This is a genomic window from Streptosporangium sp. CA-135522 (assembly GCF_050949235.1).
Taxonomy (GTDB): domain Bacteria; phylum Actinomycetota; class Actinomycetes; order Streptosporangiales; family Streptosporangiaceae; genus Streptosporangium.
Genome location: NZ_CP192026.1, coordinates 6,608,537 through 6,633,037 on the forward strand (window position 1 = coordinate 6,608,537; position 24,501 = coordinate 6,633,037).

The following is a 24,501-nucleotide window of genomic DNA, read 5'->3' on the forward strand; positions in this document are numbered from 1 at the left end:
GAACACCATTCTGGGGATGCCCGTTCCAGTTCTGAGGTGGCATGTGGACAACATCACCGCTCTCGGCGGAGACGTCTATGAGATCGACACGAGAATGGCCGGATACGCCGGCATCACCGCGGGGTACCTGATCCTGGGCGATCGACCTTGCCTGGTGGAGACAGGCACCTCCACCTCCGCCCCCATCGTTCGCGACGCCCTGACCTCACTGGGCGTCGGCCCGAACGATCTCGCCACGGTCGTCGTCACACACATCCATCTGGACCATGCGGGCGGGGTCGGGGACATCGCCGGGTTCTACCCGCAAGCGGATATCGTGGTCCACGAGAAGGGGGCACGACACCTCGCCGACCCGTCCCGGTTGATGGCCAGTGCCCGAAGCGTATGGGGTGACATGCTGGACACCCTGTTCGGCGAGTTATCACCCACGGAGGCTTCGCGGATCCGGGCGCTCGGCGACACCGGAGTCATCGATCTCGGTAACGGGCGCACGCTGGACAGCCATTACTCTCCCGGCCATGCCAAGCACCACGTGGGACTGATCGACTCGGGCACCGGCGACCTCTACGTCGGTGACGCCGCCGGGGTCTACTTCCCGCAGACGGGTGACCTACGCCCCGCCACCCCACCGCCGGACTTCGACCTGCAGACCGCGCTGGACTCGGTCGCGCTGTTCGAAGCACTTGGTCCGCAGCGGCTGCTGTTCAGCCACTACGGGCCGGTCACAGACGTAGAGGAGATCCTGGGACGCTCGGCGGAGGAACTGCGCGTCTGGGTCGAGCTGACCCGCCAAGCACACTCGGAAGGCATGGATCTGGACCACGCGGTGGCGATGGTCAAAGAGCGCACCCGGGAACGTTACGCGGCGTTGAAGGCCGACGACGCGACCGCCGAGCAGTTCGAGCTCCTCAGCGGCGCCCCGTCCAACGTGGCCGGCATTCTTCACTGGCTGGACCGGGTCCAGCCGTAGAGCGCCCCTGTCCCGGGTGGACGCGTCAATCCACCCGGGACAGAACAGGTCACTTCTTGTTGGCCTTGTCCTCATCAGCGGTGTCGTCAGAGGAGTCATCGAGAATGTCACCGAAGTCGGGCTCGATGAAGGCCGGGCCGACACCGGTCTCGACCTTCTCGGGCTTGTCCTCGGCGGCGAGATCCTCGTCTTCGCCGGCACGGCCGAGAATGAGCTTGTCCTCGTCGAGGACATCCTCGGCTTCGATCTCGGCGTCGAGAGTCGCGACATCATCGATCCTGATATCGGCGTCGCCCTCGAGGTCCTCGTCTTCGGGGTCCTCATCGACGTCGAGTTCGTCGTCGACATTCTCGATGTCGAAGTCCTCGGCGTCCTCATCGCCGTCGGCGCTGAGCTCACCGTCGACGTCCTCGTCATCCTCTTCGAGGTCCTCGATGACGGCGCCGGTCAGCTCCGCATAGCGCTCGGCCGCGTCGGTCTCTCCGTCCTCGTCGAAAGCCATGGCGCGACCGAACCACTCGGTGGCGGGCTCCTCATGACCGGCATCGGCCAGGGCGTCGGCGTAGGCGAAGGCGAGACGGGCCGACCAGGGCTGCGGACGGGTGTCGCGCAGTTCCGGCAGACGCTGCAGGGTGATGACCGCGGCGTCCTTCTGACCAAGGTCCCGGCGAGCGCCGGATTCCACGATGGCGAGCTCGATCTTGCCCATCCGGTCGAGGCGCTCGGCCTCCTTGGAACGAACGAGGTCGAGAGCGCGCTCCGGACGGCCGAGGCCACGCTCACAATCCGCCATGATCGGCAGGAAGGAATCGGAGCCCGTCATACGACGCGCCGCGCGTAGATCGCTCAGCGCCTCAGCGAAGTGCCCGGCATGGTAGGCCGCGATACCGACGGCCTCACGGATCACACCGATCCGGGCCGCGAAGCGACGGGCCACCTTGGTGTGCTCGTAAGCCTGCTCGGCGTCGTCCTCGCCAAGGGCCCGCTCCGCCGCCACCAGGTGGCGAGAGATCAGATCGGCGAGATCGAGCGGGAGGGAACGCAGCTCTTCCCTGATCTCCTTGTCAAGCTCCTCCGCGGTGATGTCCGGAGCGAGGGGAGGCAGTTCCTCGCGCTCCCTGCTCGGAGCCTCGTCACGGCCGACCGGCTGGTCGTCCCGGCTGTAACGGGTGCGAGATCCTTCGCCCTCGCCGCGGAATCCACCGTCGCGGGCAGCGAAAGGCCGGCCACCAGAACGGTCATCGCGGTTGAACGGCGGCCGCTGACCACCCTCACGGTCACCGTACGAACGACGCTCCCCACCACGACTGTCCCGATACCCACCGGAACGGTCATCACGGTTGAACGGCGGCCGCTGACCACCGGAACGGTCGTCGCGGTTGAACGGCGGCCGCTCACCCCGATCCCGCGAACCATACTGACCACGCGCCTGGTCACGATCGCCGTACGAACGACGCTCACCACCAGGACGGTCATCGCGGTTGAACGGACGACGCTCCCCACCGGAACGGTCATCGCGATTGAACGGCGGCCGCTGACCACCCTCACGATTGAACGGCGGCCGCTGACCACCGGGACGGTCACCGTACGAACGACGCTCGCCACCGGGACGGTCATCGCGATTGAACGGACGACGCTCCCCACCGGAACGGTCATCACGGTTGAACGGCGGCCGCTGACCACCGGAACGGTCATCGCGGTTGAACGGCGGCCGCTCACCCCGATCCCGCGAACCATACTGACCACGCGCCTGGTCACGATCGCCGTACGAACGACGCTCACCACCAGGACGGTCATCGCGATTGAACGGACGACGCTCCCCACCGGAACGGTCATCGCGATTGAACGGCGGCCGCTGACCACCGGGACGGTCATCGCGGTTGAACGGCGGCCGCTGGCCACCCTCACGGTCACCGTACGAACGACGCTCGCCACCGGGACGGTCATCACGGTTGAACGGACGACGCTCCCCACCGGAACGGTCATCACGGTTGAACGGCGGCCGCTGACCACCGGAACGGTCATCGCGGTTGAACGGCGGCCGCTGACCACCGGAACGGTCGTCGCGGTTGAACGGCGGCCGCTCACCCCGATCCCGCGAACCATACTGACCACGCGCCTGGTCACGATCGCCGTACGAACGACGCTCACCACCAGGACGGTCATCGCGATTGAACGGCGGCCGCTGACCACCCTCACGGTTGAACGGCGGCCGCTGACCACCGGAACGGTCATCGCGGTTGAACGGCGGCCGCTCACCCCGATCCCGCGAACCATACTGACCACGCGCCTGGTCACGATCGCCGTACGAACGACGCTCACCACCAGGACGGTCATCGCGATTGAACGGACGACGCTCCCCACCGGAACGGTCATCGCGATTGAACGGCGGCCGCTGACCACCCTCACGATTGAACGGCGGCCGCTGACCACCGGGACGGTCATCGCGGTTGAACGGCGGCCGCTCACCCCGATCCCGCGAACCATACTGACCACGCGCCTGGTCACGATCGCCATAGGAACGACGTTCGCCGCTGTCTCGCGCCCCAGAGAAACGCTGACCACCCGGGCGGTCATCACGATTGAAGGAGGACCGCTCACCGCCGCCGCGGTTGTCGCGGTAACCACCGGACGGACGGTCGCCTCGATCGCGGGAACCGTACGAACCGCCCGAACGTCCTTCACGGCGCTCACCGTATCGAGGGCCGTCCCCCGGACGCCCCCTGCCGCCACCAGCCCGGTAGCCTTCCTGCCCGCCGGATCCGCGGTTCTCGCCTTCGTCGCGCCGGCCCGCGCCGTCACGCCCATTGTCACTGTTCACTTCTGGTCCATTCGTTTGCTCACTCGGCGAGCGCGTCCTGTCTTCTCAGACGGATGGGACGATTCGCTGTGCGGGCGGTCTCCGGCCGCGGGGTGCGCCCCGTTCGCTATCGCTGCCCCGCCCTATCGTGGTCTGGCGCGACGAAGGCCACCCGCGGTGGGGGTGGCCCGGCCCCTTCAGCCTAGCAAGCCCCCCAAAGTCCGTACGCCTTCTGGCCTCTTACCTGCGGGGAATCTCCTCCCGCATCCGGACGAGCGTGAGGTGGCTGAGGTCGGAAGAGCCTGACGATTCAGCAGGTCGTCGCAGCTCTCCAGGACGAAAGATGATCGTCGACACTGATCGCAAAGGGGAAGAAGGTCCGAATGATCGCCACGACTACAGTAAAACGATCTTGTATCGCGAAGCAGGGACCGCCCTTGAGCGACTGCCCGCTCGGCTGAAAAGGGTCGGGAAAACAGAAAAGGCCACCCCAAAAAAGGGGTGGCCTCTCCCAAACGATTGTCCGGCGGCGACCTACTCTCCCACACCGTCCCCGGTGCAGTACCATCGGCGCTGAAGAGCTTAACTTCCGGGTTCGGAATGTAACCGGGTGTTTCCCCTTCGCCATAACCGCCGTAACACTATGAAACTATCAAACACACACAACGGGTGCTTGTTGTTTCAGAATTGCCTAGTGGACGCGGGCAACAACCCTGGTTTCGCGCTGCTCCGGACCCGGCGAAGGGACAGAGCGCTGCAGAAACCAAGCATATGCTTTGTGGTCAAGTCCTCGGCCTATTAGTACCGGTCAGCTCCACACATTACTGTGCTTCCACCTCCGGCCTATCAACCCGGTCGTCTACCGGGAGCCTTACCCCCTCACAGGGTGGGAGACCTCATCTCAAGGCGAGCTTCCCGCTTAGATGCTTTCAGCGGTTATCCCTTCCGAACGTAGCCAACCAGCCGTGCTCCTGGCGGAACAACTGGCACACCAGAGGTTCGTCCGTCCCGGTCCTCTCGTACTAGGGACAGCTCCTTTCAAGTCTCCTGCGCGCGCAGCGGATAGGGACCGAACTGTCTCGCGACGTTCTAAACCCAGCTCGCGTACCGCTTTAATGGGCGAACAGCCCAACCCTTGGGACCTACTCCAGCCCCAGGATGCGACGAGCCGACATCGAGGTGCCAAACCATCCCGTCGATATGGACTCTTGGGGAAGATCAGCCTGTTATCCCCGGGGTACCTTTTAGCCGTTGAGCGACGGCGCTTCCACAAGCCACCGCCGGATCACTAGTCCCAGCTTTCGCTCCTGCTCGACCCGTCGGTCTCACAGTCAAGCTCCCTTGTGCACTTACACTCGACACCTGATTGCCAACCAGGCTGAGGGAACCTTTGGGCGCCTCCGTTACTCTTTAGGAGGCAACCGCCCCAGTTAAACTACCCACCAGACACTGTCCCTGATCCGGATCACGGACCGAAGTTAGACGTTCAAAACGACCAGAGTGGTATTTCACCAATGACTCCACGGTAACTAGCGTCACCGCTTCACCGTCTCCCACCTATCCTACACAAGACGTTCCAAACGCCAATGTCAAGCTGTAGTGAAGGTCCCGGGGTCTTTCCGTCCTGCTGCGCGTAACGAGCATCTTTACTCGTAGTGCAATTTCGCCGGGTCTGCGGTTGAGACAGCGGGGAAGTCGTTACGCCATTCGTGCAGGTCGGAACTTACCCGACAAGGAATTTCGCTACCTTAGGATGGTTATAGTTACCACCGCCGTTTACTGGCGCTTAAGTTCTCAGCTTCGCACACCCAAAGGCGCACTAACCGGTCCCCTTAACGTTCCAGCACCGGGCAGGCGTCAGTCCGTATACATCGTCTTACGACTTCGCACGGACCTGTGTTTTTAGTAAACAGTCGCTTCCCCCTGGCCTCTGCGACCCCCACCAGCTCGGAGTGCAAGACTCGTCACCAGCGAAGGCCCCCCTTCTCCCGAAGTTACGGGGGCAATTTGCCGAGTTCCTTAACCACAGTTCACCCGATCGCCTTGGTATTCTCTACCTGACCACCTGAGTCGGTTTCGGGTACGGGCCGCCACGACACTCACTAGAGGCTTTTCTCGGCAGCATAGGATCACCCACTTCGCCACAATCGGCTCGGCATCACATCTCAGGATTAACGGACCGCGGATTTGCCTACGGTCCTCCCTACCTGCTTACCCCAGGACTACCATCGCCTGGGCTGGGCTACCTTCCTACGTCACCCCATCGCTTACCTACTACCAGATCAGGCCAGGCGTTCAGCCTCACCCACACCCCGAAGGGCGTTAGGGGCTTAAGGACCCTTAGTATCACTGGATTCAGTATTGGCGCATCGTAGCGGGTACGGGAATATCAACCCGTTGTCCATCGACTACGCCTGTCGGCCTCGCCTTAGGTCCCGACTTACCCTGGGCGGATTAGCCTGGCCCAGGAACCCTTGGTCATCCGGCGCAGAAGTTTCTCACTTCTGATTCGCTACTCATGCCTGCATTCTCACTCGCACGGCCTCCACAACTAGATCACTCTGCTGCTTCGCCGGCCGCACGACGCTCCCCTACCCATCCACACACCTAAACCACAAAGGCTCAGCAAACGTGTGAATGCCACGACTTCGGCGGTGTACTTGAGCCCCGCTACATTGTCGGCGCGGAATCACTTGACCAGTGAGCTATTACGCACTCTTTCAAGGGTGGCTGCTTCTAAGCCAACCTCCTGGTTGTCACTGCGACTCCACATCCTTTCCCACTTAGCACACGCTTAGGGGCCTTAGTCGGTGGTCTGGGCTGTTTCCCTCTCGACTACGGAGCTTATCCCCCGCAGTCTCACTGCTACGCTCTCACTTACCGGCATTCGGAGTTTGGCTGACGTCAGTAACCTGGTAGGGCCCATTAGCCATCCAGTGCTCTACCTCCGGCAAGAAACACGTAACGCTGCACCTAAATGCATTTCGGGGAGAACCAGCTATCACGGAGTTTGATTGGCCTTTCACCCCTAAACACAGGTCATCCCCCAGGTTTTCAACCCTGGTGGGTTCGGTCCTCCACGCGGTCTTACCCGCGCTTCAACCTGCCCATGCCTAGATCACTCCGCTTCGGGTCTACAGCATGCGACTGACAACGCCCTATTCAGACTCGCTTTCGCTACGGCTCCCCCACACGGGTTAACCTCGCCACACACCATAACTCGCAGGCTCATTCTTCAAAAGGCACGCAGTCACATCACAAACAGGCAAGCCTGTTTACGCTCCTACGGCTTGTAGGCACACGGTTTCAGGTACTATTTCACGACCCCTCACCGGGGCGCTTTTCACCTTTCCCTCACGGTACTTGTTCACTATCGGTCATCAGGGAGTATTTAGGCTTACCAGGTGGTCCTGGCAGATTCACACAGGATTTCTCGGGCCCCGTGCTACTTGGGATCCCCTCAAACAGTCGACAAGATTTCGCCTACCCGGCTCTCACGGTCTACGGCGCTTCTTCCCAGAAGCTTCGACTATCCCATCGATTTCTCACTGCTTGGAAGAGCGGCAGCTCCTCCCAGAGGGTCCCACAACCCCGCACACGCAACGCCTGCCGGCTATCACACGCATACGGTTTAGCCTCTTCCGCTTTCGCTCACCACTACTCACGGAATCACTAAATTGTTTTCTCTTCCTACGGGTACTGAGATGTTTCACTTCCCCGCGTTACCACCAACCGCCCTATACATTCAGGCGGAGGCAACACCACATGACTGGTGCTAGGTTTCCCCATTCGGACATCCCCGGATCAAAGTCTGGTTGGCGACTCCCCGGGGCTTAACGCAGCCTCCCACGTCCTTCATCGGCTCCTGATGCCAAGGCATCCACCGTGTGCCCTAAAAAACTTGGCCACAAAGATGCTCGCGTCCACTATGCAAATCTCAAACAACAAACAGCGACCAGATCCACCCCGCCAGCAACACCCACCCACCGGTGAGCTGATCTGACGGAAGACCGATCCCGCACGAGGTCACACAGACCACGAAGCCCACCCGCAGGCAGGCTCCGTATCCGGCCCGTTTCCTCAGGACCCAACAGTGTGTCCAACCCCGACCCGGCCCCCCGCACCCGCGTTCCCACTCCCGACTCCGAAAAGTCAGGCGGTACTAGCCGGTCGGCGACCCGATCCGATTGATTAGCCAGTGCTCCACTAATGAGCGCGTCGAGCGTGAGACGTTCGCCCACGAACACGACATGGACCAGACACTCATAACGAGTCCCTGACCGATGCTCCTTAGAAAGGAGGTGATCCAGCCGCACCTTCCGGTACGGCTACCTTGTTACGACTTCGTCCCAATCGCCAGCCCCACCTTCGACCGCTCCCCCCACAAGTGGTTGGGCCACGGGCTTCGGGTGTTGCCGACTTTCGTGACGTGACGGGCGGTGTGTACAAGGCCCGGGAACGTATTCACCGCAGCGTTGCTGATCTGCGATTACTAGCGACTCCGACTTCATGGGGTCGAGTTGCAGACCCCAATCCGAACTGAGACCGGCTTTTTGGGATTCGCTCCACCTCACGGTATCGCAACCCTCTGTACCGGCCATTGTAGCATGTTTGCAGCCCAAGACATAAGGGGCATGATGACTTGACGTCATCCCCACCTTCCTCCGAGTTGACCCCGGCAGTCTCCAATGAGTCCCCACCACCCCCGAAGGAGCGTGCTGGCAACATTGAACAAGGGTTGCGCTCGTTGCGGGACTTAACCCAACATCTCACGACACGAGCTGACGACAGCCATGCACCACCTGTCACCCGATCCGAAGAGGCACCCATCTCTGAGTGTTTCCGGGCGATGTCAAGCCTTGGTAAGGTTCTTCGCGTTGCGTCGAATTAAGCAACATGCTCCGCCGCTTGTGCGGGCCCCCGTCAATTCCTTTGAGTTTTAGCCTTGCGGCCGTACTCCCCAGGCGGGGCGCTTAATGCGTTAGCTACGGCGCGGAAACCGTGGAAGGCCCCCACACCTAGCGCCCAACGTTTACAGCGTGGACTACCAGGGTATCTAATCCTGTTCGCTCCCCACGCTTTCGCTCCTCAGCGTCAGGTAAGGCCCAGAGAACCGCCTTCGCCACCGGTGTTCCTCCTGATATCTGCGCATTTCACCGCTACACCAGGAATTCCGTTCTCCCCTACCTACCTCTAGCCAGCCCGTATCGAATGCAGACCTGGAGTTAAGCCCCAAGCTTTCACACCCGACGTGACAAGCCACCTACGAGCTCTTTACGCCCAATAATTCCGGACAACGCTTGCGCCCTACGTATTACCGCGGCTGCTGGCACGTAGTTAGCCGGCGCTTCTTCTGCAGGTACACGTCAACTTCGTCCCTGCTGAAAGAGGTTTACAACCCGAAGGCCGTCATCCCCCACGCGGCGTCGCTGCGTCAGGCTTTCGCCCATTGCGCAATATTCCCCACTGCTGCCTCCCGTAGGAGTCTGGGCCGTGTCTCAGTCCCAGTGTGGCCGGTCGCCCTCTCAGGCCGGCTACCCGTCGTCGCCTTGGTAGGCCGTTACCCCACCAACAAGCTGATAGGCCGCGAGTCCATCCCCAACCGAAACAACTTTCCACCACCATCCCATGCGGGAAGTGGTCATATCCGGTATTAGACCCAGTTTCCCGGGCTTATCCCAGAGTCGGGGGCAGGTTACTCACGTGTTACTCACCCGTTCGCCGCTCGAGTACCCCGAAGGGCCTTTCCGCTCGACTTGCATGTGTTAAGCACGCCGCCAGCGTTCGTCCTGAGCCAGGATCAAACTCTCCAAACAATGTCTGAACAGTCGTTTCCCGGCTGAAAGCACCCCCTCGGGCCCGCGAGCGGGCCGGGGGTGTATCAACCAAAGGAATCCGTCTCCCACCGAGGGTGGGTGGACGGGGTTGTGCTTCATGCACTGGCTTTTAACACACTGTTGAGTTCTCAAGAAACGGACGCGTTCTCCGTCGCCGTGACCATGGTCCCGACTTCAGGGCGTTCCATTTCGTATTTCTATCTTAGCTTCTTTGTCATTCTCCTGTCAAACCATTTTGTTTTGAGCTATTTGCCTCAAAACGGTGAAGCTTGACTAGGATTTTGACTACCCCCTTTCAGGGGCAACCCTCTGAACTTACCTTGACATCCAGGCCTCGTCAAACCACCGGTTTTTGGCGATCTTAACGGGAGCCGAAGGCTGAGGTTCGTTCAGTGGGAGTCGTCCCTGGGGCCCGTCCGCCGATCCGGCGTCCGGCTCGCTCCCGGGGCATTCAGAAGATTAAGCGGCCTCTGGAACATCGTCAAATCAGCCGCATCCGGCGAAGCTGCAGGTCACTGGTGAAGTGACAGAAGAAGCCCTGCTCTTCGCTACCCGAACGTTACAGATCCAAACGCGAACGCCCCGGCGAAAGCCGGGGCGTTCATCTCAGCGGGATCCGTTCGTGCACACTCGAAGGTCAGGCGATGACCTCGACACCACCGATGGAGCGCTTGCCGCGACGCAACACCAGGAAGCGGCCGTGCAGCAGGTCATCGGCCGTCGGCACGTAGGCCTCATCCGTGATCTTCACGTTGTTGAGGTACGCGCCGCCCTCCTTGACCGCCCGGCGGGCGGCGGACTTCGACTCCACCAACCCGCTCTCGGCCAGCAGGTCGACGAACGTGGCGCCCAGCGCGGCGACCTCCGCGCGCGGTACCTCGGCGAGAGCGTCGCCCAACGTCCCGGCGGGCAGGTCCTCCAGCGACCCCTGACCGAACAGGGCCGCCGAGGCCGCGATCACCGCGGCGCATTCGTCGGCGCCGTGGAGCAATGTGGTGAACTCCGTCGCCAGCGCGCGTTGCGCCTCACGCGCGGCGGGCCGCTCCATGGCGGCCTTCTCCAGCTCCTCGATCTCCTCACGGGATTTGAAGCTGTAGATCTTGAGGAACTTGATCACGTCTCGGTCGTCCGCGTTCAACCAGAACTGGTAGAACGCGTACGGCGAGGTCATCTCCGAATTGATCCATACCGCGCCGCCGGCCGTCTTGCCGAACTTGGTCCCGTCGGCTTTGGTGATCAACGGCACGGTCAGCGCGTGCACATGGTTGCCGGTCACCCTGCGGATCAGATCGGTTCCCGCGGTGATGTTGCCCCACTGGTCGCTGCCGCCGACCTGCAGTGCGCAGCCGTACCGCCTGTTCAGCTCCAGGTAGTCGTTGGCCTGCAGGATCTGGTAGCTGAACTCGGTGTAGCTGAGCCCTTCGCCGCCGAGCCTGGCGGAGACCGACTCGCGGGCCAGCATGCGATTGACCGGGAAGTGCTTGCCGACGTCGCGCAGGAAGTCGATCGCGGACATGCCCTCGGTCCAGTCGAGGTTGCTGACCAGGACCCCTCCGCTCTCCTCGGAGAAGTCGAGGAACTTCTCCAACTGGACGCGGATCCGCGCGACCCACTCGGCGACGACATCGGAGGAGTTGAGTGAACGCTCGGTGCTGCGACCGCTGGGGTCGCCGATGAGACCCGTTGCGCCGCCGACCAGGCCGATGACGCGGTGCCCTGCCCGCTGCAGCCGGGTGAGGGTCAGCAGCGGGACCAGGTTGCCGACGTGGAGCGAAGGCGCCGTCGGGTCGAACCCGCAATAGACCGTGATCGGACCCTCGGCCATCGTCTCGCGCAGGGCGTCGATGTCGGTGGACTGCGCGATCAAACCGCGCCAGGCGAGGTCATCCAGAATGTCGGTCACGATCCTTGCTTTCCAATGTTCGAAGGGACACATACCGCTCCCGTACAGCCTGCCCGATCACGACACCACCGCGCCACTCGAAACCTGTGCGGAGGCCGGGCCGGGCCGGCCGTCTGTCGAAGGATCTACCTGCGGCGCGGGACGTGCGGCCGGTACGGCGAGACGGTGGGATCCGCGTCGATCCAGAAGCGCCAGGGAGTCTCCCGCGCCGACGAGACCCCGGTGCGAGGTCCCGACCGGATCGATTCGGCCTTGGGCGGGTCGCCCTCCAGGAGGCTGATCGGGCCGGGCGGGCAGACGTCCAGCCCATCGTGCTCCCGGGTGAAGTTCAGCGCGACCGCCAGGCGCGCGGGTCCGCGAGCGAGGTCGCGCGTGGAAACGGTGCGGCTCGCCCCCGCCGTCCGGCGGGCCAGGGCGACCTCCTCGCCGGAGACCACCTCGCCGGCTCGCAGCAGCACCCCCGAACCCACCCCTTCGGGCAGGCAGACGATGTTCGCGCAGAAGTGCATGCCGTAGGTGAAGTAGACGTAGAGATGCCCCGGCGGCCCGAACATCACCGCGTTACGCGGTGTCCGGCCCCGGTAGGTGTGGGAGGCGGGATCCTGTCCGGGCTCGCCGTAGGCCTCGACTTCGGTGAGACGGACCGAGACCGGACCGTGGGCGATCACCCGTCCCAGCAGGTCCGGGGCGACCTCGTGGCCGGGACGGTCGAAGAACTCGCGGGTCAAGGGCACGAGCCCGGCGAGCGGGCGCTCGCCGGGCCCGCTGGGCCGCATCAGTTACCGCTCGCCCAGGCGGCCTGGGCGTCGACGACCTCACGCAGTTCGGTGAGCTGGTCACGGACCCTGTCCGGGGCGGTGCCGCCATGAGCCTTGCGCGCGGCCAGCGCGCCCGGCACCGAGAGCACCTCGCGCGAGTCGGGCGTGAAGTGCGGCGAGACCTTGGCCAGCTCCTCGTCGGTGAGCTCGTCGAAGTCCTTGTCGTTGACCTGGCACCAGACCACCAGGTGGCCGACCGCCTCGTGCGCCTCACGGAACGGAACGCCCCTGCGCACCAGCAGTTCGGCCAGGTCGGTGGCGAGCGCGAATCCGTCGGGGGCCGAGGACTCCAGCTTCGCGGTGTTGACGCGCATGGTGGCGACCAGGCCGGCCACGGCCGGCAGGACCAGCAGCAGGGTGTCGACGGAGTCGAACACCGGCTCCTTGTCCTCCTGCAGGTCGCGGTTGTAGGTCAACGGCAGGCCCTTGAGCGTCGTCAGCAGCGACATGAGGTTGCCGATGAGACGACCGCTCTTGCCCCGGGCGAGCTCGGCGACGTCCGGGTTCTTCTTCTGCGGCATGATCGACGAGCCGGTGGAGTAGGCGTCGTCCATCTCGATCCAGCGGAATTCCTGCGAGGCCCACAGGACGATCTCCTCGCCCAGCCGCGACAGGTGCATGCCGATCATCGCCGCGTCGAACAGGAACTCGGCGGCGAAGTCGCGGTCGGCGACCGCGTCCATCGAGTTGGGCGCGGCGGAGTCGAAGCCCAGCTCCCTGGCCACGGCCTGCGGGTCCAACGGCAATGACGATCCCGCCAGCGCTCCGGAGCCGAGCGGCGAGACGGCCGCGCGCCTGTCCCAGTCGCGCAGCCGCTCGATGTCGCGGGCGAAGGCGTGCACGTGGGCCAGGAGCTGGTGACCGAAGGAGACCGGCTGGGCGTGCTGCAGGTGGGTCATGCCGGGAGCCGCCGTCTCGGCGTGCTCCTCCGCCTGACTCATCAGCGCGGTCTCCAGCTCGACGAGCCGGGACACGATGTGCCTGACGTGGTCGCGGAGGTAGAGCCGGAGATCGGTGGCCACCTGGTCGTTGCGGCTGCGGCCGGCGCGCAGCTTGCCGCCGAGCGTGCCGAGGCGCTCCAGCAGGCCGCGCTCCAACGCGGTGTGGACGTCCTCGTCGGCCACGGTCGGCCGGAACTCGCCCGCCTTGCAGGCCTGCTCGAGGTCGTCGAGGGCGCCGATCATGCGCCCCAGCTCCTCCTCGGTGAGCAGGCCGGCGCGGTGCAGCACCCGGGCGTGCGCACGCGAGGCCAGCAGGTCGTACGGCACGAGCCGCCAGTCGAAGTGCACGCTCACCGAGAGCCTGGTCAGCGCGTCGGCCGGACCTCCCTCGAACCGGCCGCCCCACAGCCGCATCGGCTTACCACCATCAGTCACCGTTGTTCTCCCTCCCAGTTCAATCCGCGACCATAGCCCAATCAGACCAGTCGGGCGTCCCGGGCTGACGCGATCTTCGACGGCAGGCTCCACAATTCGACGAAGCCCTTGGCGAGCGACTGGTCGAAGGTGTCGCCGGTGTCGTAGGTGGCGAGGTTGAAGTCGTACAGCGAGGCCTCGGAACGACGGCCGGTGACCGTGGCCCGGCCGCCGTGCAGGGTCATCCGGATCTCGCCGGTGACGTGCTGCTGGGCCTCGGCGATGAAGACGTCCAAGGCCTTCTTGAGCGGGGAGAACCACAGGCCGTCGTAGACGAGCTCGCCCCAGCGCTGGTCCACCGAGCGCTTGAACCGGGCGAGGTCCCGCTCGACGGTGACGTTCTCAAGCTCCATGTGGGCGGTGATCAGCGCGATGGCGCCGGGCGCCTCGTAGACCTCGCGGGACTTGATGCCGACGAGCCGGTCCTCGACCATGTCGAGCCGGCCCACACCCTGGGCGCCGGCGCGCTGGTTGAGCTCGGAGATGACCTGGAACGGGGTCAGGTGCCGTCCGTCCAGAGCCACCGGGACGCCCTTGACGAAGCTGATGATGACCTCGTCGGCCTCGCGCGGCTGGGCCGGGTCGTCGGTGTAGGAGTAGACGTCCTCGATGGGGCCGTTCCAGATGTCCTCCAGGAAACCGGTCTCGACGGCCCGGCCCCAGATGTTCTGGTCGATCGAGTAGGGGTTCTTCTTGCTGGTCTCGATCGGGAGGTTCTTCTCCTCGGCGTAGGCGATCGCCTTGTCCCGGGTCCACGCGTAGTCACGGGCGGGGGCGATGACCTTGAGCTCGGGGAAGAGGGCTGCCAGGCCGGCCTCGAACCGAACCTGGTCGTTGCCCTTGCCGGTGCAGCCGTGCGAGACGTGGGTGCCGCCGAACTCCTTGGCCGCGGCGGCCAGGTGCTTGACGATCAACGGCCGCGACAGCGCGGAGACCAGTGGGTAGCGGTCCATGTAGAGGGCGTTGGCCTGCAGGGCGGGCACGCAGAAGTCGGTGGCGAACTCCTCGCGGGCGTCCACGACGACGGACTCCACGGCACCGCATTCGATGGCCCGCTTCCGGATGACCTCCATGTCCTCGCCGCCCTGGCCGACGTCGACGGCCACGGCGATCACCTCGGCGCCGGTCTTGTCGGCGAGGAAGGGAATGGCGACGGAGGTGTCGAGGCCGCCGGAAAAGGCGAGTACGACCCGGTCAGTCATGATCAATTTCTCCAAAGTCTTTTACGTCACAGGTTGTGGGTGAAGCCGGGCGGCCCGCCGGAGCGGGCTACATACGTCGGTCGGCGTGCCGGAGCAGGGCTTCGGCGACCGACTCTCCACCCATCGGATCCCGGCTGATGACGAGGATCGTGTCGTCTCCGGCCACCGTGCCGAGGATGGATTTCCAGTCGGCGTGGTCGATGGCGGAGGCGAGGAACTGGGCGGCTCCCGGCGGCGTGCGGACGATCACCAGGTTCGCGGACGCCTCGGCGGAGACGAGCAGTTCCTCGGCGAGCCGGCTCAGCCGGGCGGCCGGCGACTCACCGGAACCGAGCCGGGCCAGCGGGATCCGGCCACCCCCCTCACCGGGCAGGGCGTAGACCAGGGAACCGTCCTCGGCGCGCAACTTCAGCGCGCCGAGCTCGTCCAGGTCTCGGGAGAGGGTGGCCTGGGTGACCTCCACCCCGCTCTCCAGCAGGAGCTTGGCGAGGTCGGGCTGGGAACGGACCGGCTGCCGCTCCAGGAGCTCGGCGATCCGCGCCTGACGGGCGACCTTGGTCATGGGAATCATCGTGTGGCCTCTTCCGCCGGCCTCATGAACCTGCCACTGTCCTCGTTGTCGTCCGCCTCCCTGGACGCCGAGATCAGCCAGTGCAGCAGGGCCTTCTGCGCGTGCAGCCGGTTCTCCGCCTGGTCCCACACCAGGCTCTGCGGGCCGTCGAGAACGTCGGCGGAGATCTCCAGGCCCCGGTAGGCCGGCAGGCAGTGCAGCACGATCGCGCCGGGGGCCGCCCGGCCCATCAGCTCGGCGTCGACCTGGAAGGGCATCAGGTCGGTGACGCGCTGTTCCTTGCCGTCCTGGCCCATCGAGACCCAGGTGTCGGTGGCGATCACTTCCGCGCCGGCGGCGGCTGCGGCCGCGTCGGGCAGCACGGTCACCGATCCTCCGGTCTCCGCGGCGATCTCACCGGCCCGTCGCAGGATCTGCGGGTCCGGCCGGTATCCGGCCGGGGCGCCGATCCTCACGTGCATGCCGGCGACGGCCCCGCCGAGCAGGTAGGAGTGGGCCATGTTGTTGGCGCCGTCTCCGAGGTAGGCCAGGGTCAGCCCGGCGGTCTTGCCGAAGCGTTCCCTGATGGTCTGCAGGTCGGCGAGGATCTGGCAGGGGTGGAACTCGTCGGTGAGCGCGTTCACCACCGGCACCGAGGACACACGGGCCATGGCCTCGATTCTGGTCTGTCCCGACGTCCGCCACACGATGGCGCCGACCTGGCGTTCCAGGACTCGGGCGGTGTCCTCGACGGGCTCGCCCCGGCCCAGCTGCGACGACCCGGCGTCGATGATCAGGGGCAGCCCGCCGAGCTCGCCGATGCCGACGGCGAAGGAGACCCTGGTGCGGGTGGAGGGCTTGTCGAAGAGCACGGCCACGGTCTGCGGGCCTTCGAAGGGGCGGTAGCCGTAGCGGTCCTTCTTCATGGCCGCGGCCAGGTCGAGCACCTCGGCCTGCTCGGCGGGCGACAGGTCGTCGTCCCGGAGGAAGTGCCGGACCGGCGCGGGGCTGGTGTGGTGCTCAGTCATCAGCGGCCTCGTCGAGGATGGTGGGGAGGGCGGCCAGGAAGGTGGCCACCTGCTCGGAGGTGATCACCAGCGGGGGTGCGAGCCGTACCGCGTCGGGCTGGAGGGCGTTGACCAGGAAGCCGGCTCGCTGTGCCGCCGCCTGGACCTGTGCGGAGCGGTCGCCGTCGAGCACGATGGCCAGCCACAGGCCTCGGCCGCGGACGCCCTTCAGCAGCGGGTGGTCGATCGCGGCGATGCCTTCGGCGAGCTGTGCGCCGACCGTCCGGACGTGCTCCAGCAGGCCGTCCCGGTCGATGGTGTCGAGTACGGCGAGCGCGGCGGCCGCCGAGACGGGGTTGCCGCCGAAGGTGGAGCCGTGGTCGCCCTTGGCGAAGATCGTGCCCGCCGGGCCGAAGCCGACGCAGGCGCCGATCGGCATGCCGCCGCCCAGGCCCTTGGCCAGGGTCAGCACGTCGGGCACGACCCCGTCGTGCTGGTGGGCGAACCAGTGGCCGGTACGGCCGATGGCGGACTGGATCTCGTCGGCGACCAGCAGCGCGCCGGTCGCGTCGCAGATCTCCCTGGCGGCCTTGAAATAGCCGTCGGGCGGGGGCACGACGCCGGCCTCGCCCTGGGTGGGCTCCAGGAAGACCGCGGCGCACTCCGCGGTGACCGCGTTCTTCAGCGCGTCGGCGTCGCCGTACGGGACGAACCGGACGTCCACCGGGAACGGGCCGAACTGGTCACGGATCGACGGCTTGCCGGTCAGCGAGAGCGCGCCGAGGGTACGGCCGTGGAAGGCGTTCTCGGCGGCCACGAAGTAGCCGCGACCGTTCGTCTTGCCATATTTGATGGCGAGTTTCAGCGCGGCCTCGTTGGCCTCGGTGCCCGAGTTGGTGAGGAACACCCTGGCCGAGGCGCCGAGCAGGCCGATCAGGCATTCGGCGAGCAGCACCTCCGGCTCCTGCAGGAACAGGTTGCTGGTGTGCGCGAGCGTGGCGACCTGCCTGGAGACGGCCTCCACCAGCGCCGGGTGGGCGTGACCGAGGGAGCTGACCGCGATGCCGCCGATCAGGTCGAGATACTCGCGGCCGTCGACGTCCCAGACCTTCGAGCCCTCGCCGCGGGCCAGCGCGACCGGGGGCACGCCGTAGTTCGGCATGAAAACGGCCTCGAAGCGCTTGCTGAGCGCGTCGGAGGCGGGGCGCTCGTCCATCACTTGTCGCTCCCGTTCAGCTGGATGGTGGCGGTCAGCCGCCGGTTGACCAGATTCGGCACGGCGGGCGCCTTCGCGGCGTCCGGCAGCACCATGGTTCCGATGCCCTCGTCGGTGAAGATCTCCAGCAGCACCGAGTGGGGCACCCTGCCGTCGAGCACGTGCGCCTGGGGCACGCCGCCTCGGACGGCGGTCAGGCACGCCTCCATCTTGGGCACCATGCCACTGGACAGACCGGGCAGGAGCTCGTCGAGCTGGGTGGCGGACAGCTGCCTGATGACCTCGTTGCCGCCGGCCCCGGCCTCGGGGCGCCAGTCACGGTAGAGGCCCTCGACGTCGGTGAGGACGATCAGCTTGGACGCCTGGAGGGCCACCGCGAGGGCGGCGGCCGCGGTGTCGGCGTTGACGTTGTAGACGGTGCCGTCGTCACTGCGCGCGATCGAGGAGACCACCGGGATCCGGCCGTCGTCCAGCAGCGCCTGCACGGCTCCGGCCTCGACGTTGACGATGTCGCCCACCTGGCCGATGTCCACCCGGGCGCCGTCGACGACGGCGTGCTTGCGGATCGCGGTGAACAGGTGGGCGTCCTCGCCCGACATGCCGATCGCGAGCGGTCCGTGCCGGTTGATCAGGCCGACCACGTCGCGGTTGACCTGGCCGACCAGGACCATCCTGACGATCTGCATGGCCTCGGGGGTGGTGACCCGGAGTCCGGCGGTGAAGGTGGACTCGATGCCGAGTCTGTCGAGCTGGGCGTTGATCTGCGGTCCCCCGCCGTGCACGATCACCGGCTTGAGCCCGGCGTAGCGCAGGAAGACGATGTCGGCGGCGAACTTCTCCCGCAGGTGCTCCTCGGTCATCGCGTTGCCGCCGTACTTGATGACGACGGTCGCGCCGTTGAAGCGGGCGAGCCAGGGCAGCGCCTCGATCAGCGTGTGCGCCTTGGTCAGGGCGTCATTGGTCCTCATGTCGTTGGTCCTCATGAGGAGTAGGCCGAGTTCTCGTGGACGTAGGCCGCGGTGAGGTCGGTGGTGTGGATCGTCGCCGAGTGCGGGCCCGCCGACAGGTCGATGGTGATCGTCACGTCGCGGGGGCGCAGGTCCACCTTGGAGCGGTCGTCTCCGGCGGCGCCGCTCCTGCAGATCCAGATGCCGTTGATGGCCACGTTGAGCCGGTCTGCTTCGAAGACGGCGTCGGTGGTGCCGACCGCCGACAGCACCCGCCCCCAGTTGGGGTCCTCTCCGTGGATGGCGCACTTGAGGAGATTGGATCGAGAAACCGTACGGCCGACGAGGACCGCGTCCTCCTCCGAGGCCGCGCCGACCACCTCGATGGCGATCGCCTTGGTGGCGCCCTCGGCGTCCACCAGAAGCTGGCGGGCGAGATCGGCGCAGACGGCGCGGACCACCTGCTCGAACTCGACGAGGTCCGGGGTGAGGCCGGACGCGCCGCTGGCCAGCAGCAGGACGGTGTCATTGGTGGACATGCAGCCGTCGGCGTCGAGCCGGTCGAAGGTGACCCTGGTCGCCTTGCGCAGCACCGCGTCGAGCTGCTCGGCGGGCACGTCGGCGTCGGTGGTGATCACACAGAGCATGGTGGCCAGGCCGGGTGCGAGCATGCCCGCGCCCTTGGCCATGCCTCCGACCATGTAGCCGCCCTCGCCCCGCCTGAAGGAGATCTTGGAGACGGTGTCGGTGGTGCGGATGGCGTCCGCGGCGGCCAGGCCGCCGTCCCTGCTGACCTGGGAGACCGCGAGGTCCACTCCGCTCAGCAGGGCGTCCATGGGCAGCCGCTCGCCGATCAGGCCGGTGGAGCAGACCGCGATCTCGCCCGCCGAGTCGTCGAGCGCCTCGGCGACCTTCTCCGCGGTGGCGTGGGTGTCCTGGAAGCCGAGCGGGCCGGTGCAGGCGTTGGCGCCGCCGGAGTTGAGGACGACCGCGTGAACTCGGCCTCCGGCCAGCACCTGCTGGGACCAGAGCACCGGCGCGGCCTTGACGCGGTTGCTGGTGAAGACGCCCGCCGCCGCGCGCGACGGACCGTCGTTGACGACGAGCGCCAGGTCGCGGGCGTCGCCGGACTTGATACCGGCGGCGACACCCGCTGCCCGGAAGCCGAGGGGGGCGGTCACGCTCATGGGGCAACTCCATTGAGAGGAAGGCCGAGCTCTTCTGACAGGCCGAGGGCGAGGTTGGCGCTCTGGATCGCGCCTCCCGCCGTGCCCTTGGTCAGGTTGTCGATGGCGATGACCGCGACGACGCGTCCGGCGCGCTCGTCCAAGGTCACCTGGAGGGCGGCGGTGTTGGCGCCGAGGGTCATCGAGGTCGCGGGCCACTGCCCCGCCGGCAGCAGCCGCAGGAACGGCTCGTCCTTGGTCGCGCTCTCGTACGCCTCGCGCAGGATCTGCGCGGTGACGCCGGGCCTGGCCGGCGCGGTGCAGGTGGCGAGGATGCCGCGGCTCATCGGGGCGAGCATGGGGGTGAAGGAGATCTTCACCGGCTCACCCGCCAGCGGGGAGAGGTTCTGCTCCATCTCGGGGGTGTGCCGGTGGACGCCGCCCACGCCGTAGGCGCCGACCGAGCCCATCACCTCGCTGCCCAGCAGGTGGGGCTTGAGCGACTTGCCCGCCCCGCTGGTGCCGGTGGCGGCGACCACGACCACGTCGGGCTCGACGAGGCCGGCGGCGAAGGCGGGGAACAGCGCCAGGGTGACGGCCGTCGGGTAGCACCCGGGAACGGCGATCCTGCGGGTGGCGCGCAGCCTGTCACGCTGGCCGGGAAGCTCGGGCAGCCCGTACGGCCAGGCGCCGGCGTGGACGCCTCCGTAGAAGTGCTCCCAGGCGGCGGGGTCGGTGAGCCGGAAGTCGGCGCCGCAGTCGACGACGAGGGTGCCGTCGCCGAGCTGCTCGGCGACGGCCGCGGACTGGCCGTGCGGGAGAGCGAGGAAGACCAGGTCGTGGCCGCCGAGGGTGTCGGCCGTGGTGTCCAGCAGGATCCGGTCGGCCAGCGAACCCAGATGGGGCTGGTGGGCGCCGAGGGCGGCGCCGGCGTTGGAGCCCGCGGTCAACGCGCCGATCTCGATCTCGGGGTGGGAAAGCAACAGGCGCAGCAACTCGCCTCCGGCATAGCCACTGGCACCGGCGATCGCCGCCTTCATCCGTCCCCCCAGGTCTGCATATTCATGCGGTTCTACTTATGCTCTTACTAGAGAGATTATGCATCCCCGAGGATTGTCATGCAAGTGCGGTGGTCGCGACCCGGGAGGACCAAAATCGGCCATCTTTCTATAAAGGGGGCATGTAGCTAGATTTCTCCATGTATGACCATGCGCTCGGGTTCACCGTTGATGTTTCGACACTGTTGCACGTACCTACCGGTCGGTATCGTGACGTTTCCGGTCCCTTCGCACCCGGGAGTACGAACGCATGACTGCCACCCATGACGAGGTCCAGGCCCAGCTCACCAGCCCGGGACAGCTTTTCGAGATGGAAGAGGTCGCCGGTCACGGCGGCACGGTCAGGACCTGGAAACACGCTCCCGGCCACTTCCGCGCGCTCCTCGAAATAAGCAGGTTCCACGGCGACAAGGTCTTCCTGGCGTACGAAGACGAACACATCACCTACGAGGAGCACTTCCGTCGGGCGGCGACGCTGGCGCGGCGCCTGGTGGAGGAGTACGGCGTGGCCAAGGGCGACCGGGTCGCCATCGCCATGCGCAACTACCCGGAATGGGTGATCACCTTCTCCGCGGTACTGGCCGCCGGGGCGGTGGCCGTACCGCTCAACGCCTGGTGGACCGCGCAGGAGATGGAGTACGGGCTGTCGGATTCCGGTGCCAAGGTGCTGGTCGCCGACGGCGAACGCGCCGCCAAGCTCGCCGGCCTGACGCAGGCCCTCATCGTGGTCCGCGGCGAGGCGCCCGAAGGCGCCCGATCCTTCCAGGACGTGCTCGGCCCGGTCGAGGCCGACGTGACGCTGCCGGCGGTCGAGCTCTCCCCCGAGGACCCGGCCACGATCTTCTACACCTCGGGCACCACCGGCCGCCCCAAGGGAGCCCTCGGCAGCCACCGCAACCTCGGCCAGTCCCCCATGACCGTGGCCTACGGCCTGATGCGCAGCGTGGCCCGGGCGGGCCAGGATCCCGCCGAGGCGGCCGGCAAGCCCCGTGTCACCCTGCTCACCGTGCCGCTCTTCCACGTCACCGGCTGCTTCGCGGTGATGACCACCACCATGTTCAGCGGCAGCGGCCTGGTGCTGATGTACAGGTGGGACGCCGGACGGGCTCTGGAGCTGATCGAGCGCGAGCAGGTCACCACGTTCAGCGGCGTACCCACCAGCGTGTGGCAGCTCCTGTCCCACCCCGACCTGGACAAGCACGACATCTCCAGCCTCACCTCGCTCGGCTACGGCGGCGCCCCGGCCCCGCCGAAGCTGCTGGAGCGCATCACCGAGCTGCTGCCCAGCCGTTCCCCCTCCAACGGCTACGGCATGACCGAGACCACCGCGCTCGTCATCAACAACGGCGGCGTGGACTACCTGGCCAAGCCCGACAGCATCGGCCTGCCCGTGCCCGTGGTGGAGGTGAAGATCGCCGACCCCCTCGGCGCGGAGCTGCCGGTCGGTCAGGTGGGCGAGCTGTGCCTGCGCGGCCCGAACGTGATCCTCGGTTACTGGAACCGCCCCGAGGCCACCGCCGAGACCTTCATCGGCGGCTGGCTGCACACCGGCGACCTGGCGCGGGTCGATGAGGAGGGGTTCGTGTTCATCGTGGACCGGGCCAAGGACATGGTCATCCGCGGCGGCGAGAACGTCTACTGTGCCGAGGTCGAGGCCGCGCTGTTCGAGCACCCGGCGGTGGACGACGTCGCGGTGATCGGCATCCCCCACGACGAGCTGGGCGAGGAGGTCGGCGCGGTGGTACGGCTGGTGTCCCCGGCGAGCGCCGAGGAACTGCAGGTCTTCCTGCGCGAGCGGATCGCGGCGTTCAAGGTTCCGGTCCGGTTCTGGGTCCGCGAGACCGAGCTGCCCCGCAACCCCGGAGGCAAGATCCTCAAGACCCATCTCCGCAAGGAGATCCTGGGCTCCTGACGCGCGATCGGCGGTGGCCGGCGGGAAAACCGGTTGATTCCACCCAGGTCACCGCCGAAACTGACCGTTCGTGTCCGAAAATCCCGATCGATCGCTCAGAACGCTGCTCCGTCGGCTGAAAATGGACCTGGGCCCGCTGCGCGACTCCCGCGACTTCCGGCTGCTCTTCGGCTCGGGAGCGGTCACGATGTTCGGCGCCTTCCTCACGCTGGTCGCGGTCCCGCTGCAGATGAAGGAGCTGACCGGCGGCTCCTACGTGGCGGTCGGCCTGGTCAGCGCGGCCGAGTTCGTGCCGATGGTCGTGTGCGGCCTGTGGGGCGGGGCGATCGCGGACGCGCTGGACCGGCGCAAGATCATTCTGAGCACCGAGGCGGGACTCTGCGTCACGGTGGTGATCCTGATGGTCAACGCGACGCTGCCCAGCCCGCAGATCTGGGTTCTCTACGTGGTCGGCGCGCTGTCGGCGGGTCTCGGCAGCCTGCAGCGGCCCAGCCTGGAGTCGCTGATGCCGCGCGTCGTCAGGCACGACCAGCTCGCCGCGGCCGCCGCGCTGACCGGCTTCCGCTGGAACCTCGGCGCCATCGTGGCGCCCGGTCTCAGCGGCCTGATCGTCGTCTGGTTCGGCTTCGCCGCGGCCTACGGCGTCAACGTGGTGACGTTCCTGGTCTCTCTGGCCCTGCTCTGGCTGGTCAAGGCCCCGCCGCGAGCTGAGGACGCTCCCCCGGCGTCGATGAGGGCACTGGTCGAGGGCGTCCGCTACGCCATGAGCCGGCCGGACCTGATGGGCACCTACCTGGTGGACGTCGCCGCGATGGTCTTCGCCTTCTCCACCGCGCTGTATCCCTTCCTCGCCGACGAGCTCGGCGTCCCCGAGGCACAGGGCCTGTTCTTCTCCGCCGCCGCCATCGGCTCACTGATCGCCTCGGTCACCTCCGGCTGGACCGGCCACATCCACCGCCATGGTCTGGGCGTCATCGTGGCGGCGATCGTCTGGGGCGCCGCGGTGGCGGTGGCGGCCGTCATGCCGACCGTCTGGGGTGTCTTCGCCTGCCTGGCCCTGGCCGGAGCGGCCGACATGATCAGTGGCGTCTTCCGGTCCACCATCTGGAACCAGACCATCCCCGACGAGTTCCGCGGCCGGCTGGCCGGCATCGAGCTGCTCTCCTACACCAGCGGCCCGATGCTCGGCAACGCCAGAGCCGGTCTGATGGCCCAGCTCGGCGGTGCCCGCTTCTCCCTGGGCGCGGGCGGCCTGCTGTGCCTCGGCGCGGTGGTGGCGATGGCCGGGCGGCTGCCCGGGTTCCGCGACTACGACGCCCGCACCGACGAGCACGCGGTCAAGGAGCACGCCCGCCGCGAGGCCCTCGGGGACAACGAGGCCTGACGAGCGTTCCGGCCGCTCCCGCGGAATGGGCTCATCCGGCCTCGCGCCAGCCGTCGCGCTCCTCCGCCAGCGCCTCCAACCGCGCCAGGTGATCCGCCCCGAGCACGCCGCCGGGATCCTCGACGACCACGAGCCACTGGGCGTCCTCGGCGTCGTCCTCTCCCGCGAGGGCCTCCCTCACGACGGCGGGCACGCCGATCCGCGGGAACTCCTCGGCCACGTTCTCGGCGACCTCTTCGGCGTCGTCACGCTCGGCGAACACCAGCAGATGTCTCATCGTCCCTCCCGAAATCGCCATCGCCGAAGGACAAGGCCC

At 66.4% G+C, this 24,501-nt stretch carries 17 protein-coding genes and 3 rRNA genes; 5 read left to right on the plus strand and 15 right to left on the minus strand.

The annotated features are described in order from the left end of the window. Positions 1-16: 16 nt before the first annotated feature. The gene (locus tag ACQPYK_RS31560; protein WP_433238861.1) at positions 17-970 is read left to right on the plus strand and encodes an MBL fold metallo-hydrolase; all 954 of its coding nucleotides are present in this window, start codon (positions 17-19) and stop codon (positions 968-970) included. Between the two features lie 49 nt (positions 971-1,019). Here the strand turns inward: ACQPYK_RS31560 and ACQPYK_RS31565 are convergent, their stop codons facing one another. Then, positions 1,020-1,472, minus strand: a complete 453-nt coding sequence (locus ACQPYK_RS31565) for a hypothetical protein (RefSeq protein ID WP_433238864.1) — start codon at positions 1,470-1,472, stop codon at positions 1,020-1,022. Between the two features lie 33 nt (positions 1,473-1,505). Between ACQPYK_RS31565 and ACQPYK_RS31570 the strand changes: the two genes are divergently transcribed. Both ACQPYK_RS31570 and ACQPYK_RS31575 read left to right on the plus strand, forming a co-directional pair. After that, the gene (locus tag ACQPYK_RS31570) at positions 1,506-1,811 is read left to right on the plus strand and encodes a hypothetical protein (protein ID WP_433238867.1); all 306 of its coding nucleotides are present in this window, start codon (positions 1,506-1,508) and stop codon (positions 1,809-1,811) included. Between the two features lie 30 nt (positions 1,812-1,841). Next, entirely contained in the window at positions 1,842-4,076 is a 2,235-nt protein-coding gene (locus ACQPYK_RS31575; protein ID WP_433238870.1) for a hypothetical protein, read from the plus strand. Positions 4,077-4,291: 215 nt separating this feature from the next. Here ACQPYK_RS31575 and rrf read toward each other — a convergent pair. The 13 genes from rrf to argC all read right to left on the minus strand — a co-directional run bounded on the left by rrf (position 4,292) and on the right by argC (position 20,871). Continuing rightward, positions 4,292-4,408 (minus strand): 5S ribosomal RNA (rrf, locus tag ACQPYK_RS31580). A gap of 140 nt (positions 4,409-4,548) precedes the next feature. Further along, positions 4,549-7,677, minus strand: a 23S ribosomal RNA gene (locus ACQPYK_RS31585). A 387-nt stretch (positions 7,678-8,064) separates the two neighbouring features. Then, positions 8,065-9,586: ribosomal RNA gene (locus tag ACQPYK_RS31590) — 16S ribosomal RNA — on the minus strand. The 16S, 23S and 5S rRNA genes sit together here, the layout of an rRNA operon. Positions 9,587-10,244: 658 nt before the next feature. Beyond that, positions 10,245-11,510, minus strand: a complete 1,266-nt coding sequence (tyrS, locus tag ACQPYK_RS31595; RefSeq protein WP_433238873.1) for a tyrosine--tRNA ligase — start codon at positions 11,508-11,510, stop codon at positions 10,245-10,247. A 125-nt stretch (positions 11,511-11,635) separates the two neighbouring features. Further along, positions 11,636-12,286 (minus strand): DNA-3-methyladenine glycosylase, encoded by a 651-nt coding sequence (locus tag ACQPYK_RS31600; protein ID WP_433238876.1) that lies wholly within the window; start codon positions 12,284-12,286, stop codon positions 11,636-11,638. Beyond that, the gene (gene argH, locus ACQPYK_RS31605) at positions 12,286-13,704 is read right to left on the minus strand and encodes an argininosuccinate lyase (RefSeq protein WP_306868763.1); all 1,419 of its coding nucleotides are present in this window, start codon (positions 13,702-13,704) and stop codon (positions 12,286-12,288) included. The genes ACQPYK_RS31600 and argH overlap by 1 nt, the downstream gene beginning before the upstream one ends. Before the next feature lie 41 nt (positions 13,705-13,745). Then, entirely contained in the window at positions 13,746-14,945 is a 1,200-nt protein-coding gene (locus tag ACQPYK_RS31610; protein ID WP_433238879.1) for an argininosuccinate synthase, read from the minus strand. A gap of 67 nt (positions 14,946-15,012) precedes the next feature. Next, complete coding sequence (locus ACQPYK_RS31615; RefSeq protein ID WP_433238882.1) at positions 15,013-15,516, minus strand: arginine repressor; 504 nt, start codon at positions 15,514-15,516, stop codon at positions 15,013-15,015. After that, positions 15,513-16,523, minus strand: coding sequence for an ornithine carbamoyltransferase (gene argF, locus ACQPYK_RS31620; protein WP_433238885.1), 1,011 nt, complete (start codon positions 16,521-16,523; stop codon positions 15,513-15,515). Before argF ends, ACQPYK_RS31615 begins: the two co-directional genes overlap by 4 nt. After that, positions 16,516-17,718 (minus strand): acetylornithine transaminase, encoded by a 1,203-nt coding sequence (locus tag ACQPYK_RS31625; protein WP_433238888.1) that lies wholly within the window; start codon positions 17,716-17,718, stop codon positions 16,516-16,518. Before ACQPYK_RS31625 ends, argF begins: the two co-directional genes overlap by 8 nt. Further along, on the minus strand, positions 17,718-18,686 hold the full coding sequence (gene argB, locus ACQPYK_RS31630; protein ID WP_433238891.1) for an acetylglutamate kinase: 969 nt from the start codon (positions 18,684-18,686) through the stop codon (positions 17,718-17,720). The genes ACQPYK_RS31625 and argB overlap by 1 nt, the downstream gene beginning before the upstream one ends. Before the next feature lie 11 nt (positions 18,687-18,697). Next, positions 18,698-19,852, minus strand: a complete 1,155-nt coding sequence (argJ, locus tag ACQPYK_RS31635) for a bifunctional glutamate N-acetyltransferase/amino-acid acetyltransferase ArgJ (RefSeq protein ID WP_433238894.1) — start codon at positions 19,850-19,852, stop codon at positions 18,698-18,700. Continuing rightward, entirely contained in the window at positions 19,849-20,871 is a 1,023-nt protein-coding gene (argC, locus tag ACQPYK_RS31640) for an N-acetyl-gamma-glutamyl-phosphate reductase (protein ID WP_433238897.1), read from the minus strand. The genes argJ and argC overlap by 4 nt, the downstream gene beginning before the upstream one ends. Before the next feature lie 268 nt (positions 20,872-21,139). Here argC and ACQPYK_RS31645 point away from each other — a divergent pair, with 268 nt between their 5' ends. After that, positions 21,140-22,801: a class I adenylate-forming enzyme family protein gene (locus ACQPYK_RS31645; protein ID WP_433238900.1), complete on the plus strand. Its 1,662-nt coding sequence runs from the start codon at positions 21,140-21,142 to the stop codon at positions 22,799-22,801. A 70-nt stretch (positions 22,802-22,871) separates the two neighbouring features. After that, a complete protein-coding gene (locus ACQPYK_RS31650; protein WP_433238902.1) occupies positions 22,872-24,185 on the plus strand; it encodes an MFS transporter in 1,314 nt (437 codons plus the stop codon). A gap of 31 nt (positions 24,186-24,216) precedes the next feature. Here the strand turns inward: ACQPYK_RS31650 and ACQPYK_RS31655 are convergent, their stop codons facing one another. Then, complete coding sequence (locus ACQPYK_RS31655; RefSeq protein WP_433238905.1) at positions 24,217-24,462, minus strand: hypothetical protein; 246 nt, start codon at positions 24,460-24,462, stop codon at positions 24,217-24,219. Positions 24,463-24,501: the final 39 nt, after the last annotated feature.

Excerpts from the sequence above, each read along its gene's own strand:
- argJ (WP_433238894.1), bottom strand. The coding sequence starts at position 19,852 with ATGAGCGTGACCGCCCCCCTCGGCTTCCGGGCAGCGGGTGTCGCCGCC.
- ACQPYK_RS31575 (WP_433238870.1), top strand. The coding sequence starts at position 1,842 with ATGGTAGGCCGCGATACCGACGGCCTCACGGATCACACCGATCCGGGC.
- argF (WP_433238885.1), bottom strand. The coding sequence starts at position 16,523 with ATGACTGAGCACCACACCAGCCCCGCGCCGGTCCGGCACTTCCTCCGG.
- ACQPYK_RS31600 (WP_433238876.1), bottom strand. The coding sequence starts at position 12,286 with ATGCGGCCCAGCGGGCCCGGCGAGCGCCCGCTCGCCGGGCTCGTGCCC.
- ACQPYK_RS31645 (WP_433238900.1), top strand. The coding sequence starts at position 21,140 with ATGACTGCCACCCATGACGAGGTCCAGGCCCAGCTCACCAGCCCGGGA.
- ACQPYK_RS31615 (WP_433238882.1), bottom strand. The coding sequence starts at position 15,516 with ATGATTCCCATGACCAAGGTCGCCCGTCAGGCGCGGATCGCCGAGCTC.
- ACQPYK_RS31610 (WP_433238879.1), bottom strand. The coding sequence starts at position 14,945 with ATGACTGACCGGGTCGTACTCGCCTTTTCCGGCGGCCTCGACACCTCC.
- argB (WP_433238891.1), bottom strand. The coding sequence starts at position 18,686 with ATGAGGACCAATGACGCCCTGACCAAGGCGCACACGCTGATCGAGGCG.
- ACQPYK_RS31570 (WP_433238867.1), top strand. The coding sequence starts at position 1,506 with ATGACCGGCATCGGCCAGGGCGTCGGCGTAGGCGAAGGCGAGACGGGC.
- ACQPYK_RS31625 (WP_433238888.1), bottom strand. The coding sequence starts at position 17,718 with ATGGACGAGCGCCCCGCCTCCGACGCGCTCAGCAAGCGCTTCGAGGCC.
- argC (WP_433238897.1), bottom strand. The coding sequence starts at position 20,871 with ATGAAGGCGGCGATCGCCGGTGCCAGTGGCTATGCCGGAGGCGAGTTG.
- ACQPYK_RS31565 (WP_433238864.1), bottom strand. The coding sequence starts at position 1,472 with ATGGCTTTCGACGAGGACGGAGAGACCGACGCGGCCGAGCGCTATGCG.
- ACQPYK_RS31655 (WP_433238905.1), bottom strand. The coding sequence starts at position 24,462 with ATGAGACATCTGCTGGTGTTCGCCGAGCGTGACGACGCCGAAGAGGTC.
- ACQPYK_RS31560 (WP_433238861.1), top strand. The coding sequence starts at position 17 with ATGCCCGTTCCAGTTCTGAGGTGGCATGTGGACAACATCACCGCTCTC.